This window comes from Shewanella inventionis (assembly GCF_019931735.1).
GTDB lineage: Bacteria > Pseudomonadota > Gammaproteobacteria > Enterobacterales > Shewanellaceae > Shewanella > Shewanella inventionis.
The window spans coordinates 914,464-932,869 of the sequence record NZ_CP082926.1 but is presented as its reverse complement, the minus strand read 5'-3'; the positions used below and the strand labels follow the sequence as shown (position 1 = coordinate 932,869).

General features: G+C 44.3%; 14 protein-coding genes. All 14 read right to left on the bottom strand.

All coding sequences use genetic code 11. The features are described from left to right. Nucleotides 1-8: 8 nt before the first annotated feature. Complete coding sequence (locus K8B83_RS04315; protein WP_188739624.1) at nt 9-845, bottom strand: carbon-nitrogen hydrolase family protein; 837 nt, start codon at nt 843-845, stop codon at nt 9-11. Then, the gene (locus tag K8B83_RS04310; protein ID WP_223419222.1) at nt 769-4,902 is read right to left on the bottom strand and encodes a YhdP family protein; all 4,134 of its coding nucleotides are present in this window, start codon (nt 4,900-4,902) and stop codon (nt 769-771) included. Before K8B83_RS04310 ends, K8B83_RS04315 begins: the two co-directional genes overlap by 77 nt. Nucleotides 4,903-4,919: 17 nt before the next feature. Continuing rightward, entirely contained in the window at nt 4,920-6,410 is a 1,491-nt protein-coding gene (gene rng, locus K8B83_RS04305; protein WP_188739625.1) for a ribonuclease G, read from the bottom strand. 83 nt (nt 6,411-6,493) lie between these two features. Next, nucleotides 6,494-7,081, bottom strand: coding sequence for a Maf family protein (locus K8B83_RS04300; protein WP_188739626.1), 588 nt, complete (start codon nt 7,079-7,081; stop codon nt 6,494-6,496). Between the two features lie 44 nt (nt 7,082-7,125). Then, entirely contained in the window at nt 7,126-7,617 is a 492-nt protein-coding gene (mreD, locus tag K8B83_RS04295) for a rod shape-determining protein MreD (RefSeq protein ID WP_188739627.1), read from the bottom strand. After that, on the bottom strand, nt 7,614-8,735 hold the full coding sequence (mreC, locus tag K8B83_RS04290) for a rod shape-determining protein MreC (RefSeq protein WP_223419220.1): 1,122 nt from the start codon (nt 8,733-8,735) through the stop codon (nt 7,614-7,616). The genes mreD and mreC overlap by 4 nt, the downstream gene beginning before the upstream one ends. 61 nt (nt 8,736-8,796) lie before the next feature. After that, on the bottom strand, nt 8,797-9,846 hold the full coding sequence (locus K8B83_RS04285) for a rod shape-determining protein (RefSeq protein WP_137224785.1): 1,050 nt from the start codon (nt 9,844-9,846) through the stop codon (nt 8,797-8,799). A gap of 193 nt (nt 9,847-10,039) precedes the next feature. Beyond that, nucleotides 10,040-14,659, bottom strand: coding sequence for a DUF6701 domain-containing protein (locus K8B83_RS04280; RefSeq protein ID WP_223419218.1), 4,620 nt, complete (start codon nt 14,657-14,659; stop codon nt 10,040-10,042). Next, entirely contained in the window at nt 14,649-15,098 is a 450-nt protein-coding gene (locus tag K8B83_RS04275) for an MSHA biogenesis protein MshP (protein ID WP_188739628.1), read from the bottom strand. Before K8B83_RS04275 ends, K8B83_RS04280 begins: the two co-directional genes overlap by 11 nt. Next, nucleotides 15,088-15,915: a PilW family protein gene (locus K8B83_RS04270; RefSeq protein ID WP_188739629.1), complete on the bottom strand. Its 828-nt coding sequence runs from the start codon at nt 15,913-15,915 to the stop codon at nt 15,088-15,090. Before K8B83_RS04270 ends, K8B83_RS04275 begins: the two co-directional genes overlap by 11 nt. Then, complete coding sequence (locus K8B83_RS04265; protein ID WP_223419216.1) at nt 15,915-16,448, bottom strand: type IV pilus modification PilV family protein; 534 nt, start codon at nt 16,446-16,448, stop codon at nt 15,915-15,917. Before K8B83_RS04265 ends, K8B83_RS04270 begins: the two co-directional genes overlap by 1 nt. Further along, entirely contained in the window at nt 16,438-16,917 is a 480-nt protein-coding gene (locus K8B83_RS04260) for a prepilin-type N-terminal cleavage/methylation domain-containing protein (RefSeq protein ID WP_188739631.1), read from the bottom strand. The genes K8B83_RS04265 and K8B83_RS04260 overlap by 11 nt, the downstream gene beginning before the upstream one ends. Nucleotides 16,918-17,144: 227 nt before the next feature. After that, nucleotides 17,145-17,654, bottom strand: a complete 510-nt coding sequence (locus K8B83_RS04255; RefSeq protein WP_188739632.1) for a type II secretion system protein — start codon at nt 17,652-17,654, stop codon at nt 17,145-17,147. Between the two features lie 70 nt (nt 17,655-17,724). Continuing rightward, a complete protein-coding gene (locus tag K8B83_RS04250) occupies nt 17,725-18,330 on the bottom strand; it encodes a pilin (protein WP_188739633.1) in 606 nt (201 codons plus the stop codon). Between the last annotated feature and the right edge of the window lie 76 nt (nt 18,331-18,406).

Sequence of the window (18,406 nt, the reverse complement as noted above, 5' to 3'; positions counted from 1 at the left end):
GCGCCGAGCTAAACAGGGGCTAATTGCGGCGCAATAAAACGGTTATGGCCAATAACAGGCATTTGTTGACGTATACGTTGTAGCTCACTGAGATCGACCTTAGCTTGTGCCCAACCGCACTCCGTTGCACGCTGGGCAATCACCCTGCCCCATGGATCAACAATCATACTGTGGCCCCAGGTTTCTCGGCTGCCTTGATTATGTTGCCCCCATTGGCCTGCGCCCAATAAATAGCATTGAGTTTCAATGGCTCTGGCCTGTAATAACACTTGCCAGTGCGCCTCGCCGGTTACTTTGGTAAAGGCAGATGGCAGGGCAATATAATCAGCCCCAGCTAAACGCAGCGCCCTAAACAAATCGCCAAAACGAATGTCATAACAAATGGCAAGTCCCACTTTACCAAAAGGCGTATCTATGACACACAAATGGTTGCCAGGATGAAAGGTGTCACTTTCACGATAGGTTTTAGTGCCATCGGCAACATCGACATCGAATAAATGCAGTTTATCGTAATGACCTAGGGTGACGCCATGATCATCAAAAAAATAACAGCGACTAAACACTCTGCCATCATTAGCACGCATCGGAATGGTGCCAGCAATAAGATACACTTGATACTGTTTGGCCATATTGGCCAACGCAGTTTTCAGCTCGCTTTGGTGTTCGCTACCGGCGTACTGCAATTGTTGACTTTCGTGGCCGCCAAACAACAAACAACATTCTGGCAATACCACTAATTGTGGCTCGTTAGGCTCTCGTGGTAATAACTTAAGCTGCGAGTCGATAAAAGCGAGGTTGGCTTGAACATCGCGGCTGCTCTGGCATTGTAATAAGCTGATTTGCATATTGTGCTCCTTGAAGCGTCACGACACTGGCGATGGGAACGCCTGAATCAACCTTGGGCGCTTCTGCTTTAGGTGTCAGGTTTTGCTGTTCTATATTCTGTTCTTTAGTCGGCATAGTCTGGCTCCCATCCGTTATGGTTTCATCGGGCCTGGGTAATATAGCCTCTGGAATTTCAATCTCTTTGCTTTTACGCTCTAATTCTTCAAGTTGAGGATTGTCCATGGTCCCTGTCACCCGAAAACGTATTTCTGAAATCACCTCTATCACTGGTTCTAACACTTTGGTCAGTGCAAAAGCGCCTAGACCCATGGTCCACGCACTGGTACTGAGCAATACCACGGTAGGCACACTTGAGGCCAGTTGCGGCACAAAACGGATATCATAATTAAGGCTTTGGGTGGTTAAGTCGGTAAAACCTCTTACTTTCATATTACCGGCTATGGCATCCATTTCTGTGTCGGTGGTTTTGACAACACCATTATCAATGGCTAAATTGCCGGTAAATGCATTGAAATACAGCCCTTGACCAAATACGTCTGAAAAGTCTAACGACAATTTACGCAATAATGAATCCAAACTAAACAACGAAAACACCCTGGCACCTTTGTCACTGATTTCAGATAAATACCCCTTGCCTATGTCAAACTTTAGCTGACCGTTTAAGGTATCAAGTGAAAAATGATACGGGGCTGCGAGCCACGACACGTTACCGCTTAGCATTAGTGGAGAATCTTTAAGCCCTGGATTAATACCTAAGGTTGTTGATAACTCATCAAATTTTTCTGCCTGAAGTTTTAGTTCAAACTCTGTGCTGTCTGCACCGTCTTTGAGTAACCATTGGCCATTTGCTTGCAAAGATAGCCTTGGTTTGGTCAAAGAAAGCGTTGTAAATTGATAACCTTGGTCGGTGGGCAGGCCTTGCAACATTAAGTGCCCCAAAGGCAGCTCATCAAAACTAAAATCGTCAACCTCTACGGCCAATGTAGGCAGTTGCATCACTATGCTAGCGTGTTGAATGTCATCAAGCTGTTCGTTTTGTGGTGTTAGCTGTTTTGGCGACGATAAGAAAAGTTTCTTTGCAGCAACCTTAATCCCCTGTTCACGCCAATTTGAGTATAAATCAATTCTGCCGTTAAACTGTTGTGAAATGGCATCAAAGCGCCATGCGCTGTCTGTCGGCTCAGCGTCAAATTGCAGTTCATCAAACGTTTGCCCCAGTACATTAAGTTGAGCCACATTGGCGTGGATCCCAACTAATGGCGGCAGCGCTGCTTGTGTAGTATCGTCAATTGCAACGGCTGAATTTGCTGCAATAATACTGGGTATTTCTGTGTCGGTTAAAATACGATCGCGCACTGATGAAGCTATCACTTCTGGTTCTGCTACTGCGCTAAAACGTTTAATCAGTGGCAGCCATGGCGCTAATTCTACTTTGGGTAAGTCGAGGTGTAGGTGGCCAAAGTGTTTCTTGAGTTTGTCGCCGACTTTAAATTGTCGCCCAACCATCACATCATAAAATGCGAGTTGTCCGCCATTTTCAGCGTTAAATCCGCCCCAAAACTCCACCTCGTTGCCAAGTTTAATGCTCAGCGATGATTGCTTATTATCGCCAATCAGATCGGCGCGGAGTTTTTTAGGTTCAATGGCGGCTTTGGCATAAGGGGCTGGTAAATCAAGTGCAACACCCAGCATGTCTGAATTTGCCGACACCTGTAAGCTGTATCCGCTTGGGTCAAAAACCATCGTTAGCGCACCATCCCACTCTAACTCGCCATGATACAAACCTGTCAGCGGATTTGTGAGCTCACTTGACAGGGTATCGAGATCCCAGCGCCCACCCATATCCACATTTAATGCAAAATGTTCGTTTTGCTTACCTGTAGCAACACTGAATGTTAAGGGTTGCTCAAACAGTTGTGCCGTTATGTCTTTAGCTTCAATTAATTGATTAACAAAACTCACTTGCCCAGATACGTTTTCCAACTCAAGGCCGGGTGTGGCGATATACACCGGATTATCCACTAAATTCACTAGGCCTTTTATCTGTTGTTGACCACCATGATAAAGCGGAATGGCTAAGTCCAGTTTAACGCCAATAGGCTGTTTAATTTGCACAACATCTAGTGTGGCTCCCACTGAGTCTTTAAGCGGCGATAGATTAATCACATCGGTCGCAGCCTGAGCATCGGCTGTAATGTCTGCCTCAACCTTTAATAACGATGTGTGGCCTAACTGAGGAATAGACACCCGAGCACCATCAACCACAACATTGCCTAACAAACCCTGGTCTATGCGCAGATCCATCAGGGCGTTTTCAAATAAAGCAGATAAGGTTAACTCGCTGACTGCAGGCCAGTTAGGTTGAAATTGAAACAGCCCGTCTTGCAATGTAAATGCGGCTTGAAACACACCGCTGTGATCTTGATAAGGATAGCCACTAAGCTCGCCATGCCATAGCACTTGAGCCTGTTCGACTTTACCCGATTTCAACGCGCCATTGAGGTAAGACACCAAAGCTGGGCTCATGGCCATTAATGGAAAATATCGGCCAGCATTGGCAACGTCAAAAATATCCATATTGGCTGCTAACGCTAAATGAGCTGTGTCATTTAACGCAATATTGACCCCTGCCTGTATTGCAATATCGGCATTACTTAAGCTGATGTTATCAATTGTAAGACGATGTTGAGCTAACGCGATACGGCCATTAATTGCCTCACCTTGCAATGCAAGAGGCTGACTAAAACTATCGCCAAAATCAAATTGGTAAGCTTGTTGCGGTAGTGCAAAATCCAGTTGGTTATTTGCCCAGGTTAGGGTGAGATCAATAGGGTTTAAACCGGGCACGGCTCCATAGGGTTGCCATTGTAATTGTTTTACCTCGGCGCTAACGATAAACGGTTGTTGTGGGGGTTTGTAAAACCTGATCGGCCCAATCGTTCCTTGTGGGTTAAGTTGTTGCCATGTATTGACTTGCGCTAAGCCTAAATCTGGGACTAGCGGCAACATGGGTTTTAATAATGGCGGTATAAGTTGATTGATATAACCAAACATTTCGCCGTTACGTGCAGCAAAAGCCATTGTTAATTGTGGCCAGGCCTGGTCATTTGTCGATAAGGCTAAATCGTGGCTTGCTAGTTTCCAACCGTCTTGCTCTGGCGTCCATTGTAAAACACCTGACTCAATGGCAAATTTTTGTTGGGTGTCACTATCGCGCCACTGCAACCAACTGGGTTTAAACACCAACATGCCATCACGAACTTTTCTATTGGCAAATGTCATCCAGGCATCAAGGTTGATGACCCCTTGAAACTCAATATTATCTAAATTGGCTTTTGCACTATGCTGACGAGAAGCCCATTCACCTAAATCCAGAGAGTCAGCAGAAACGTACAATTGCCCAGCAATAGACTCAGGTTGATAACCGTCGCCGCTAAGATCTATCTTAAGGATCAATTGCTCGTGTTTAGATTCAAGCTCATCAACATGGACCAAACCTTGTGCCTGATGGCGATTTTGACTGTTTTGCCACTCAAGGTTATCAATGTAAATTGGTCGGTAATCATGATCACGGCTAATGAGCTGTATTGAGGCATCTGTTATCGAAAAATGCCCTAACTGCTCCAATAACAAGCCATAGAGCCAATCTAAGTTAGTCGTGGATTGAGAGTGTTCTGCACCGTCTGCTATTTGATCAAGATTAATGGCAATACTCACACCATCAAATATTACGGTTTCAACTTGTGGGCTAAGAGTAAAAACAGATTGCCAAAAATCGAGCTTAATGTGGACATTCTCACTAATTACCGTGATCGGCATTAACTCTTGTGGCGGCAGGTTTAAGTTTTTGATGCTTAATGCGGGACCAAACGCTTGCCACTGGGCATTCAATTGATCCATTTGCACTTCTAGTTGGTACTCGGTATGTAAATAGTTAACTAATTCAGTACGCACTTCAGGAATATGGGGCAACAAACCACGAATAAGGCTAACAACCAGTGCAAATAGCACCAGCGTGATTGCCAAAATTTGCCAACAGATCCTGTTGATACTCATTGCCCGAGTTGTTGACACTACATCATCACCACATCATATTTGCTTTGAATGTATAAGGGCTCATTTTGCAGGCGGATACGTTTACCAATGTACACTTCAAGTTCGGCCAGCAAATGCGACTCATCACCACTTAAGCTCATATAAACTGCCGGTGAGCAATACAATAAAAACTCATCTGCTTTGTAGGCTCTGTTTAACCGAATAATTTCTCTAAATATTTCATAAGATACGGTTTCGACGGTTTTCATCGTACCGGTACCCTGACACGATGGACATTCACCACACACCACATGCTCAAGGCTTTCACGGGTACGCTTGCGTGTCATTTCAACCAAGCCTAGCCCCGAAAAACCACTCACACTGGTTTTAACACGATCAAGCGCCAATGCGGCATTGAGGCTTTCAAGCACTCGCGCTTTATGTTCATTATTCATCATATCGATAAAATCGATAATAATAATGCCACCCAAGTTGCGTAAACGTAACTGTCTGGCAATGGCTTGCGTGGCTTCGAGATTGGTATTAAAGATGGTTTCTTCTAAATTACGATGCCCCACAAACGCACCCGTGTTGATGTCGACTGTGGTCATGGCTTCGGTTTGGTCAATAATTAAATAACCACCGGACTTAAGCTCTACTTTACGCCCAAGAGCCCGCTGTACTTCATTTTCAACATCATACAATTCAAAAATGGGGGCTGGGCCTGCGTAATGCTCAATTTTGTCGGCAATTTCTGGCATAAATTCTTGAGCAAACTGCTGTAACTCAGCATAGGTACGACGAGAATCGACCTGAATATGGTCAAGCTCGGTGCCGACAAAATCACGAATAATTCGCACGGGTAATGCAAGATCTTGATACAGTAATGTGGCGCCTTTACGTTTACGACGCTCGCTAACTTTGGCCCACACACGGCGTAAAAATGCCGCATCTTGTGCAAGCTCGTCTTCACCTATATTTTCTGCTGCTGTGCGGATAATAAAGCCGCCATCATCGTCAACATAAGGCAGAGTGATGTTTTTAAGGCGCTGACGCTCTTCTTCAAGCTCAATACGTTGCGACACACCAACATGACTAGAGCCTGGCATAAACACTAAATAACGAGAAGGTAAGGTAATATCGGTAGTCAGGCGAGCGCCTTTAGTGCCAAGCGGGTCTTTAACCACTTGCACCATAATATCTTGGCCTTGGCGCACGAGCTCAGCGATATCGCGCACCACAAAGTTGCCCTTTTCAACATCGGCAACACATTCTGTGTGGGGAACAATATCAGATGCATGTAAAAACGCGGCTTTATCTAAACCAATATCCACAAAAGCAGCCTGCATACCGGGTAGCACGCGGCTAATTTTGCCTTTGTAAATATTTCCCACCAAGCCTCGTTTCATGCGACGCTCAATATGGACTTCTTGCAAAACACCGTGTTCAACCAATGCCACTCGCGCTTCTGTTGGCGTAACATTGATGAGCAGTTCTGTGCCTTTTTTACGTTGTGCTTTTATGTTCATAGGCCACCAGTATAGAGGTCATGCTCCAATCGTAATATTGACAGCAGTTGCACCACCGTATGAAGACCGATTAAAGCAAAAGGTTAAGTTTGCTGCATCATGCAGGCTAATAATTCTCGTGTTTCAACTAACGGTAAGCCCACTACAGCGGAATAACTACCCGTAATCGACTTCACAAAACAGCCGCCCAAAGCTTGAATGCCATAAGCGCCAGCCTTGTCCATCGGCTCACCCGAGGCGACATAGGCGTCAATGTCGGTGGCTGATAATGCACAAAAGCTTACTTGTGTTCTGCAAAGCCTGCTAAAAGTATGCTGACCATCGGTTAACGCAACGGCGGTCATCACCTCATGAGTATTACCTGACAACAAAGCTAACATTCGCTTTGCGTCATTCGCGTCTATCGGCTTTCCTAAAATCACCCCATTAAGCACCACTATGGTGTCTGAGCCGAGCACTTTGGGCTGGTTAAGTTGAGTCGTTAACTTAAGCCCAGCGAGGGCTTTTTCGACTGCTAATCTGCACACATAGTCTTCAGCTAACTCGTTAGCTTTAGGCGTTTCGTCAATATCGGGCGCCACAAGTTGGAAACTAAAGCCAGGAAAGCTAAATCCTGCTTGCGCCAGTAATTCTTTTCTTCTTGGTGAGGTTGAGGCCAATACCCAAGTCATGTTAATTCACTCATTTTAGGCATTAAATCAGGATAAAAACCCGTTTAACGTACTTTATACCGACGACGGATGTTGCGTAAAATCCAGAATACCCACCACCAAATAAACAAGCTAGATATCGCGGGTAAAAACATCGTTAAATCAAAAGGAGTTTCACCGACAACAACAAACTGTACCCAAAAGATCACCGCATGATAAACACAAATTAACCCAGCAATGACTAATGACTGTTGCCAGCGAGGATAGTTGCGTAGACGTTGACACAAAAGAACGACGATATAAATCACCAGCGATAACGCTAGTGAACGGATACCTAACGTTGCCCCTAGCAAAACATCGAGCATGACCCCAAGTACCCAAGCGGTTAAGATGCTATACCGATGCGGCAGCGCCATAGCCCAGTACACCATAACCATTAATAACCAATCCGGACGCCAATGCTCAACCATGCTAGGTAACGGCATAATTTGAAACATCATTCCAATAAAAATAGTTAGCCATACAACGAGACGACCATTAGCGATGTGCGCACTCATTGATTCACCTCACTAGACTGAGTTATTGGCTCTGATGAAGACTGGTTGTGATCATTTGTTGCCACCGGATTAACAGCTGGCGGGCTTTGAGTATTCGCTCCTGTTGGATCAACGACTGTCAGGTTTTGAGCGTTAGCCCCAGCCGGATTAACAGCTGGCTGATTTAAGGAAGCATTGTCACCTGTTGTTGATGTGGCTTGCGGACCAGTTGCTTGCTGTTCTGTTGCTTGCTCACCCGTTGCCTGAGATGCCGCTACATTTTTCTCAATAAGCTCTACTAAATCAGCCGGTAAAGTAAAGGGGGTTGTTTCATCTGGCCAAATTAATAACACATACCGTATACGATCTAATGCCGCTAACGGCTGCGCATTAATCACCGCATAACTTTGACCATCGTCGCGCGAAACACTAATGACACGTGCAACAGGGTAACCTTCAGGAAAGCGGTTACCCAAACCAGAGGTCACTAATAAATCACCGGCAATAATGTCAGTACTTTTGGCAACATGGCGAAGCTCTATTTGATCAATATCACCAGTACCATTGGCAATAGCTCTAACATCATTACGAGTAACACGCACAGGAATACCATGAGAGGTGTCAGACACCATTAACACTCGGCTGGTAAATTCGCTAACTTCAATAACCTGCCCGACAACCCCTTGCGCATCAACCACAGGTTGACCCACATAAACACCGGTTTGTGAGCCATGGTTTAACACCACAAATTGCCGAAAAGGATCACTGGCCACTTCCATTACTTCAGCAACCACTTTACGAGAGTCCATGTGAACAGGAGAGCCTAACAAGGCACGTAAACGTTCGTTTTCTTGGCGTACATGTTCAAATCGCTGCAAACGCTCTGACATCACCAATTGTTGGCGTAACAACTCTTTGTTTTGCAACTCAAGCATATTTCGGGTAGCAAAAGCCTCGGCAGACCAGTCCAGCATCACACCTGGCACATTGGCTAAATACTGCAAAGGGCTCAAAACTGAAGAGAGAGATTGACGAATAGGATCTAAGCGATGATTAGCGGCAAGCAAAGCCACCGACAATATAATTGCCAGTGTCAGTCTAAATTGATTAGAGACGCCACGAACGAAAATTGGTTTCATAAAGTGAGCGCGGCTTTATTAGCGTTATTTAGCGTTAATAAAGCCACAGTGCAGTTAATCATTAATTCTCTTCAGAGAACAAATCACCACCATGCATGTCAATCATTTCAAGCGCTTTACCACCACCACGAGCCACACAGGTTAGCGGATCGTCAGCAACCATCACAGGAATACCTGTTTCTTGCATCAGTAAGCGGTCTAAGTCACGTAATAATGCACCACCACCGGTTAACACCATGCCACGCTCTGAAATGTCTGACGCTAATTCTGGTGGAGATTGCTCTAATGCCACCATAACAGCACTCACAATGCCAGATAATGGCTCTTGCAGTGCTTCTAAAATTTCATTGCTGTTTAACGTGAAACTTCTCGGTACACCTTCAGCAAGGTTACGACCACGCACTTCTATTTCAAGCACTTCGTCACCTGGGTATGCGGTACCAATTGTATGTTTAATGCGTTCTGCTGTGGCTTCACCAATTAAGCTGCCATAGTTACGGCGAACATAGTTAATAATGGCATCATCAAACTTGTCGCCACCAATGCGCACAGATGAAGAATAAACCACGCCATTTAACGAAATAATGGCAACCTCGGTAGTACCACCGCCAATATCAACAACCATAGAACCTGTTGCTTCTGACACGGGTAAACCCGCACCAATTGCCGCGGCCATTGGCTCTTCAATCAGGTAAACTTCGCGAGCACCAGCACCCATTGCCGACTCACGAATAGCACGACGTTCTACCTGGGTTGCACCCACAGGTACGCACACAAGCACACGCGGGCTTGGGCGGAAAAAACTGTTGTTGTGAACTTGCTTAATAAAATGCTGAAGCATTTTTTCAGTCACATAAAAGTCGGCAATCACACCGTCTTTCATTGGGCGAATAGCTTGAATATTACCCGGCGTTCGGCCCAGCATTTGTTTTGCATCAGTACCCACAGCAGCAACTGACTTTGGTCCATTGCTATTGCGTTCGCCGCGAATGGCAACCACTGAGGGTTCGTTCAACACGATGCCTTCATCGCGAACATAAATAAGTGTGTTTGCCGTACCTAAATCGATCGATAGGTCGTTAGAAAAAATGCCGCGCAGCTTCTTGAACATGTATCAGGCCTGTATTCTGTGAAGTCAGAAGAAAGAAAAATCAGCTAACTTTATCAATGACACCCCTATTCTACAAGACCGAACAGGTTAACAATTGCTAATCTGACGTTTTTTTTTACAAAAGCATGTAAAAAAACGCCGATCGAGCAAATATAATCCTAAAAAGCGTAAAAGCGATGCTTTTTTATTCCGATTATTGCCCCACTTCACGCCAATAAATGATCCTATCATGACCGCGATAACGGCCAAAGAAAGCACTTGCCCTTGGGTCATAAAGTACTGTTGGGCTAGCATCATCCCAATTCCAATACCAGGTTAGCCAATCATCAACTTTTAACGGTGCCGTTACTTGGCCAAGATATGCATCAGAACCCGTATTTTGCCATAATAAGGTGAGTAAACCATTATTGACAAAACTACCTGCATCAGTGCGTGTAACCGTTTGACCAGCAGTTATGACTGGAGCATAAACTTCTGTGCCATCAAGGGGATCTGACACTTGAGTACAGCTGTCGCTGACATTTGTAATCCAGTTACTCCCATCCCAGTATTGAGCATACGTTGGCATACGTAACACTTCATTTTCAGGGCCAAAGGTATTGTCCATCACCACTCGGCCATGACGAAAATCGTGTGTTGAAATCAGTTTGGCGTTGCAAGAGCTGTTGTTGGCACAAATATCACTGCTATCGGCGCGCATATCTGGCGCATTAACAAATGCAATACCGGTATCGTTATCAGCAACCTGAACCCCAATGTCAAACAGGCCAAATGGTCCATCCACATTAGGCGCAACAGTACGACTAAAATTGGCCTGATAAGCTATACCCACACTGGCTTCACCAAGACTCCACGTGCTCGCGTCAATCGGTAATGCACTTAACCGACTACTTAAATTGACGCCGTTGTTATTATTCTCTCCAACTAAACTGGCCGTAGCTTTAGCAAAAGCGCCCTGATAATTTTGGGTAATATTGCCTACAGTATTATAAGCAGTGAGGGTCAGCGTTAAATCAAAGGGTTGATCCATATAGGTAAAACTACCGCAACTTGGCAACACACTTGAGCTGCTAACCGCAAAGCTGTCTGGCACAAAGCGGCCAATGCTTGCTGACTTGGCAAGCGGGATATCATAAAAGCTTGACCCTAAATAAGGGCTTGGAGGATTGGCGGTAAATGTAAACACGCCGACCTCGGTTACCGACTGAGTCACGGTATTGCTGTTAGTCGTTTGCGCTACATGGCTGTATTGCGTGGTACCAACAGCACCTAACACTCCGCCAGATGGCGCAACTAATTGGTGCCCTAAAACAATGTTGCTTTGGGCATAATTTGGTGTATTGATATTGTCGCAATAATTGGTATCAGCGTCAGACTGCCAGGCTTTTCCTTGAATAATTAAATCAAACGTTTCGCCTGCTTTTTTATATACATCACAACTGCTGTTACCGGCTGTACATTGTGCATTGCTATCTTGTGGGGTGATGCACAATCCAACAGGGAAGCTCACAAATGAATCTGAACCCAGCATCACCAACCCGGCTTCATCGCCAGTTCCGGTATATTGAGCATCGAGTTGCATATTGCCTGCATCAGGGTAGTTAACATCAATATTTGCCGTGCCAGTGGCGTCAAAATTTAAGGTAATGCTGGTTGCTGCCGAGCTTTGTTTGCCCACAGTAGTACTGTTAACGGTTATTGATTGGCCGTTAATTGGCGTAATGGGCTCCAGGTACGTGCTCCAAAAACTGACATCTTTACTTGTGTCTGCAAAGGTAGGTACACATTGAAGCGTATCATCTGACTTTTTCACAGCACTGATTGAAATATTACCCGTGGATTTGTTTGCTAGCTTGTCTGGCACATCAAAAATAAAGCCACTGTCGGCAAAGACTAAATCACAGTTTGCAGCCGTTGCTGAGCCGCCATTAATACGACAAAGGGTTTCACTAAACGCTTTGGTACTTGGGGTTGAGCCTGTCACATCAAGTGTCACAGTACCGGCTGTATTACTGCGTAACTGTAAATCTGACTTTTCACCACCGCTAAACGTAACGGTATTGCCACCCACCCAGCCGCCACCACCCGTAACCGTTACAGGGCTTAGGGTCGCGGTAACACTGTCATTAACCGTCTCTGTACAATCTGCATTAGCACAAGCTTTTATCGATAACGTTTTTGGCGTACAGGTTAGCCCTGTACCTGAATACGAATACTCAAAATGATCAATTTGCACACCGATGGGGCTAGATTTTAATGCACATATTTCAACATTATCAATTTCATGAATATTCGTTGCTCCGCCTGTAGACCCAGTTAAAGACAATAAAAAACTCTCAGGTAAAGCTGCCTGGCTTGCAAAAGACGCAGCATCAAATTCTGAAATAAGTTCAACAAATCCACTGCCGCTATCGCGTTCAACTTTGACTAATGATTGACTGGCAACTTGTGAGTCAACAGTAATACGGTATCGATGAGCCGGTGAGACATTATTGTCGTCAACAGTTGGCGATAAGCACTCACCACTCGTATTGGTGGTACCATTTGAGCAAGTACCACGTAAATAAGGGTAACCCGATGTGCCAGAGCCAGAGCCCCTAATGGCAACCGATTGTTGACGACGCCCTGGGCCACCAGAGCCACCTTCTCTTGAAAAGTTACCATACTCATCAATACCAAAACCTAACCAACCACCTGCAAAACCATCTTGATTTGAGCGAGCGCCATAACCTAATGGTCCTCCATAAGCGCCCGCTTGAGGGGTAATAGTGCTGTCTGATAATACAAAAGCAATACCATCGGCACCGGTGCCGTTATAAGCATAATGATCAAATTCGATGGTGACGTAATTGTCTGTTGCTGGAAATAGCCGTTGGAAAGTAGATGATGTTGCTTGATTTGTTACCGCTTGAGTCACTTGTAAACGATTACTCACAATGGATGGCGTAAAGCTGCCTCGACTATTGGAAACAACCCAATCATCCCCAAGATCTGTACGGTCAAAATTATCCGTAAAACATTGGAATACCGGCTCAACTTTTTCTAGCGCGACAAAACTGTAACTTTCCCAAACGTGGCTTCTATCATTATCACGAAAGTTATCTTCATCAATGACCATGCTCACTGTGCTGTTTGTTAGCACGCATCGACGCAGCCAGCCACCATCACCACCTCGGCGACTATTTTTACCCGCCACCAAGGTTGGTGGGTTGGTAAAACCGGTAAGAGATGTTAAATAACCGCACTGGTTGGCTACCGAATCTGTCCCACCAGAATTGAATGTTTGCGCCTGACTAAAATGATAATTCACATTATTACCATCTAGCACCAAAGTACCACTTCCTGATTGCACCGCTAAATATGCAATCTGTTCATTTTGCAAATTGTTGTTATCTAAGTCCCCAGGTTCACATTGGCTTGAGTTATTGCGCACTTCAGACGCATCCATCGCTAACTCAATACCATTATTTGTAAACTGGGAGGTGCTGGTTAACCAACAATTATTGTTTTGGGTTTGCAGTTGATTAAGCACCACATTTTGGGTGCTGGGCAAGGTAACGTCGACATATTGATTATTTGAACCAATTAAGGCTTTGTTTTGCAATACACTACCAGCAATTAATTGAGTCCCATTACTTAAATCAAATGTACCTGGCGTTACAGCAATCCAATGCACCTCAGGCATCTCTGTTTCAACGCTGTTGCCGGGAGACAGCGCGCGAGTCCAGGTAAACCCTGTTTCACTGATAGATGATAAAAATGCGCTTTGACGACTATCATTATTTGTATTGGTTTGTGCAATCGTTGGCATAACAAACACTAAAGGCTTCACGCCACTGACAAAGGGGGTATCGAACACCACATTTTTAGACGCCACACCAGTCGTAGCTAATGACTTACCATATTGAATATGAAATTCCGGCTGGGGGGTGACAATTGTACAATCTGGGACAACATCGATTAAATCTCCAGTATCAGCAAACGTCACCGATGAATTTCCATTCAAAATAATATTTTGCCCTATCACTGCACCTGTAATTTTTGCGGACCCATTTATGGTGACGGTACCTTCTGACACAACATAAGCATTTAAACTTGCCCCGCCTTCAATCTCAAACGCGCCATACAGATAAAATAATAACTTCTCAGGTGAACTTGCTAAGGTTAAATTTTTATGAACATAATCATTTTTAATAAAAAGGGACACGGTGCCTGAATCGGGGAAAATCAAACTAACACCATTGTTGATGTTCAACGTTTCTATCCAATATTGACCTGATGAAAACTCAATAGAACCTGACGAAGCGGATAAACTGTTAATTTTGTATTTGCCATTATCGGTCGTAAATACGATTTTTTTATCACTGCCATTGGCAACTGATACTGTGTCATATTGGCCTTCTGCAATGCTAATCGTTTCATTACCATAGACAGGTGGCCCCAAATCAACTGTACTGCTTGACTGACATTGAGCAAATTCGATTCGAGACGTCGGTAACTGGGCAAGAAAGTCACCATCTCGACAGACTTTAGAATTACCATTAGCACTTATACAGGAATCAAAGGAGCTATTACCACCTTGAGTGTAATTATAGGTGGGTAATTTACCACTATTTGGAGCATTGAGAATGGTGGCCGTATTTAAATAAATCGTGCCGCTTGTATTGTAATTATTCACACCCTCCTTAAACGTATCACTCCAATCTGCTAATACCGCCGTAGTGGGTAAAAAAGACATCATAAATACAGCTGTAATTTTAGCCAGCAAATAAGGTAGCTTAGATTGCTTGAATAGCTTGTAATTAATTCCCACGCGCTTCAACCTCCACTTGGCGACTGACCCTTAAACAGGTGGAAGTGCTCCCACCACCGCTACAGTCACCGGTTTGACAAACGGCCAAGCTATTAATACGGTATTGAGTCACGCTACCGACTGTCGCTGTATTGCAATTAATCGTAACACTGCAATTATAAAAACCAAGCGCATTTGCTGGCGGAGTCCAGGTAGGGCTGACATTCGCACACGTTGCTGGCGCACCACTTAACGGGAATAACTGCGCTAAAGCGGCATCTGCACCACTGTTAGCACTAAATAATGCTCTTGTTCCCCAGACTTCCATATTTACAGACTCATCAGCATCTCCCACTATGCGAATTAAACTAGCAGCCAGAAGAAACATCACGGTAAGCACAAAGATGCCAATAATTAATGCACTGCCTTGTTGAGAATGTTGGTTTAATTTATGGAACATTCATCACCTGCACTTGATGTTGATACTGGAACGTTTCACCGTTCACACTAAAAATGGGTTGCAAATGTACAATGGCATTAGTCATTAATGTTGCTGGTGTTAATATAATAGCAGGGTTAATCAATAGGGTATTTGTGACACTTTGCGCCATTAATACACCGCTCCCCATTGAGGTTGGCGATGGCTGACTAGCCTGATAGCCATAACCTTGATATAGACGTAAATCAATATCAGTACCATGGGATACAAAACAATAACTTAACGGTGTATCGGCAACAAATAATCGCTGTACTGGTGAAGCCTCACTAAAGCGTACTGTTTGAGTTAAGGTAATTGTTAACTCATCACTTGACTCTGCAACACTTTGAACGGTAAATCGTTTTGCTGTTGTCCCTTGAGGATTATAGATTTCAGCTAGGGTTAAAGGGTAAATCAGCACAGATTGGCCTGCGGTAATGCTTCGAATGCTTTTGATCGCCGTTAAAGTATTGCTTGCGGTTTGGGGCACAAACGGCGCCTCTAGGTAGGAAGTGCTAGCCGCAATAGGTAATAATTCAATACATTGATAACTGCCATCTGCAGCGGTCAATATACGCATACTGTTTGGCACAGCGCGGCGGATATCTCGGGTCATCCGCTCAATCCCAAAACGGCTTTGGCTAAGCACTTGATCGACCGAGCTTGACTCAACAAAAATACGCGTGCCAAAAATGACAAAACTACTCACCCCCACCACAATAATGCCAAGAATTAAAATGACCGTCACCATTTCAATTAAGGTAAATCCGGCTATTTTCATTGGGCGATATAAGCGCATCAGTAATTACTCCTAAGCGCTTGGTAAGTGATCACTTCGTTGCTAGGGGTTGTTACATCAACAGTAATTAACTTTTCTGCCTGAGTGGTTGTATCAAGGTAACTCACATTAACCGACACGTTAAAACCGGGGTAGGCTTGCGCATAGGTTTGACTTGAGTCGAGCATGCTACTGGATTCGCTTAGACCGTGATAATCGTCAACATCATTAAATGTGTCGCGGCTTTCACCGTCAGGCCCTAATACCGATGTGGCTGAGCAACTGAGACCCGTGGCCGCATTACAGGCAGGCGAGCCACCATTGGCATTGGTATTTTGATCATAACGCTTGCCCCAAATTTCATTCATTACCGAATGGGCAAGTTCAGCTGAACGCACTCGTTGTAAGGTTGCCGCTGCTCTATCCGCTTGAGGAAATAACATACTGGTTAACATAACAATACCAATACCTATAACCATCATGCCAATAACTAATTCAATTAAGGTAAATCCATTAAGCCTTACGGGGCGACGAAATCCGAGTTTATTGGGCATAAACATACCCCTCTGACTCCACCGCAATGGCAAGGGTTTCATCAGCCACTGCATTAAAGCAATGGCCAGAACATGCAGGGGAAATCATTCGCCCAAGGCTATCAAAGGTAATTGAAAACACCTTGCTAGTATTGCTCGATAAACTAATATAAGCATCGGCACTATAGGCTTGTAATGGTTCAACGCGATATTGATTAGCGCAGCTATTGCCTGTTCGGTCACTAAAATATCGCAAGGTATACCCGTTGGCATCCACATCAATTTGATAACACTGGTCGGTATTTTGAATGGCTTTAAGCTGCACGTATCTAAGTTCGCTAATAAACTCATTTCGTAAGGTGTAAGCACTAAAAGATGCACTCGACAACAGGCGTGGCAACACTGCAACAGCAATAATTGCGATTACAATAATGGTGGTGACCAATTCAACCAAGGTAAACCCTAGCTGCACATTACGCTGTTGACTCAAATTGATGACGCCCCCTTTTGCTACCTATCAATATTCCAACACGTTAAAAGATTAAACCGCAACAGTGTCAGAGACTTATACTAGCCGATCCAGTATGGCAAAAACAGCCAACATTGTCTGCTTATTTGTGAATTGACTTGATAAGCTGTGGCTACAATGGTGGTTTTTTTAGTTGATAAAAAACTCAAAAAAAAACCTGCCGAAGCAGGTTTTATTGATTGCTTATATTAACAACTCGTTGCCGCAGGAATCGCAGAAAAAACAGGTACGGCTGTCGATGTCGCTGGCGTATACGAGAAGAAGCAAGTTGATGGCGCACCATTTTGCCAAAACTTAACATTTGTAGTGCCAACAAAAATAGCCCAATCACCTGTAGATGTAACATTACCTGTTGTGACATCAGCAGTAAGCACTTGCGCACTGATCTCTAACGCACGAGTAAAGTTTGTACCGGTTGAACTTAAATAACCATAAACGGTACTGACATCATCAGTGGTTGCTGTTGTTCCATTAATATCAACTGTTTCTGAAGCAGACTTTTCTTTTCCAGCTAGTGCAGCCTTAGAATAAACCAAAGTATTAGCACCCTGAATAGACGCTTTTAAGCCATTCAAAGCAGAAACACGTGCATCGCCTTGCAAGTTAATAAACTTAGGCGCTGCAGTGACCGCTAAAATACCGAGAATAATAATCACAACGACTAACTCGATTAATGTAAAACCTTGTTGTTTTTGCATATAAAATAACCTCTTTAAAAATAAATCTTTGTCCATGCGAACATGGCGTAATCGACTTGGTTGTTAATGATTAATTGTTACTAAAGGCAACAACTTGCCCAGTACCAGGATTATATGTCACACCTTTAGCACCAGAAGTTGATAAATCTGGCGTTGGCGTTGGCACACCGCTTGTTTGATTTAACGTTAACGAAGCTACTTGATGATAAACGCATAAATCAAGGTTGTTCACTGTTGCGCCATCAATGCTGGTAGATGAACCACCCACCGCATTTTGAACACGTACAGTGTAACGTTGGTCGCTTGCATCTTGGTTAAATAACACGTTACGAGGTGCGTTTTGCAACACAGAATCAAACACCTCTTGGCAAGTAGCATTTGTCATCGCTGTTGCACTGGTATTGGTTGTGCCTGTTGGGAAACCAAAACGCGTATCAAGTGATACGGTCGTTCCATCGAGCACGACACTCGTATTGCTACGGCCATCAACTTCCCATTGAGCACGCACAAAGCTCACCGCAGTAGCTAAGCCACCAGCAACACCATCAACGCTCGCATCTTCTGCATCGTCGGTCACATTTAAAAAGCGTGGAATGGCTGTCGCAGCTAATAAACCCAAAATGACAATCACAATAACCAACTCGATTAATGAAAAACCTTGTTGTTTTAATTTCATACTACCTCACTCTTTTTAAATGCTCTAATAACAGGCAAGCATACTAATACAGTTATAACTTCCACAATATTAGCAG

What these genes read in the sequence shown, in the direction of transcription:
- K8B83_RS04275 (WP_188739628.1), bottom strand. Translation starts at nt 15,098, where the DNA reads ATGTTCCATAAATTAAACCAACATTCTCAACAAGGCAGTGCATTAATT.
- K8B83_RS04310 (WP_223419222.1), bottom strand. Translation starts at nt 4,902, where the DNA reads ATGAGTATCAACAGGATCTGTTGGCAAATTTTGGCAATCACGCTGGTG.
- K8B83_RS04300 (WP_188739626.1), bottom strand. Translation starts at nt 7,081, where the DNA reads ATGACTTGGGTATTGGCCTCAACCTCACCAAGAAGAAAAGAATTACTG.
- rng (WP_188739625.1), bottom strand. Translation starts at nt 6,410, where the DNA reads ATGAACATAAAAGCACAACGTAAAAAAGGCACAGAACTGCTCATCAAT.
- K8B83_RS04270 (WP_188739629.1), bottom strand. Translation starts at nt 15,915, where the DNA reads ATGCGCTTATATCGCCCAATGAAAATAGCCGGATTTACCTTAATTGAA.
- K8B83_RS04250 (WP_188739633.1), bottom strand. Translation starts at nt 18,330, where the DNA reads ATGAAATTAAAACAACAAGGTTTTTCATTAATCGAGTTGGTTATTGTG.
- mreD (WP_188739627.1), bottom strand. Translation starts at nt 7,617, where the DNA reads ATGAGTGCGCACATCGCTAATGGTCGTCTCGTTGTATGGCTAACTATT.
- K8B83_RS04315 (WP_188739624.1), bottom strand. Translation starts at nt 845, where the DNA reads ATGCAAATCAGCTTATTACAATGCCAGAGCAGCCGCGATGTTCAAGCC.
- K8B83_RS04285 (WP_137224785.1), bottom strand. Translation starts at nt 9,846, where the DNA reads ATGTTCAAGAAGCTGCGCGGCATTTTTTCTAACGACCTATCGATCGAT.
- mreC (WP_223419220.1), bottom strand. Translation starts at nt 8,735, where the DNA reads ATGAAACCAATTTTCGTTCGTGGCGTCTCTAATCAATTTAGACTGACA.
- K8B83_RS04265 (WP_223419216.1), bottom strand. Translation starts at nt 16,448, where the DNA reads ATGCCCAATAAACTCGGATTTCGTCGCCCCGTAAGGCTTAATGGATTT.
- K8B83_RS04255 (WP_188739632.1), bottom strand. Translation starts at nt 17,654, where the DNA reads ATGCAAAAACAACAAGGTTTTACATTAATCGAGTTAGTCGTTGTGATT.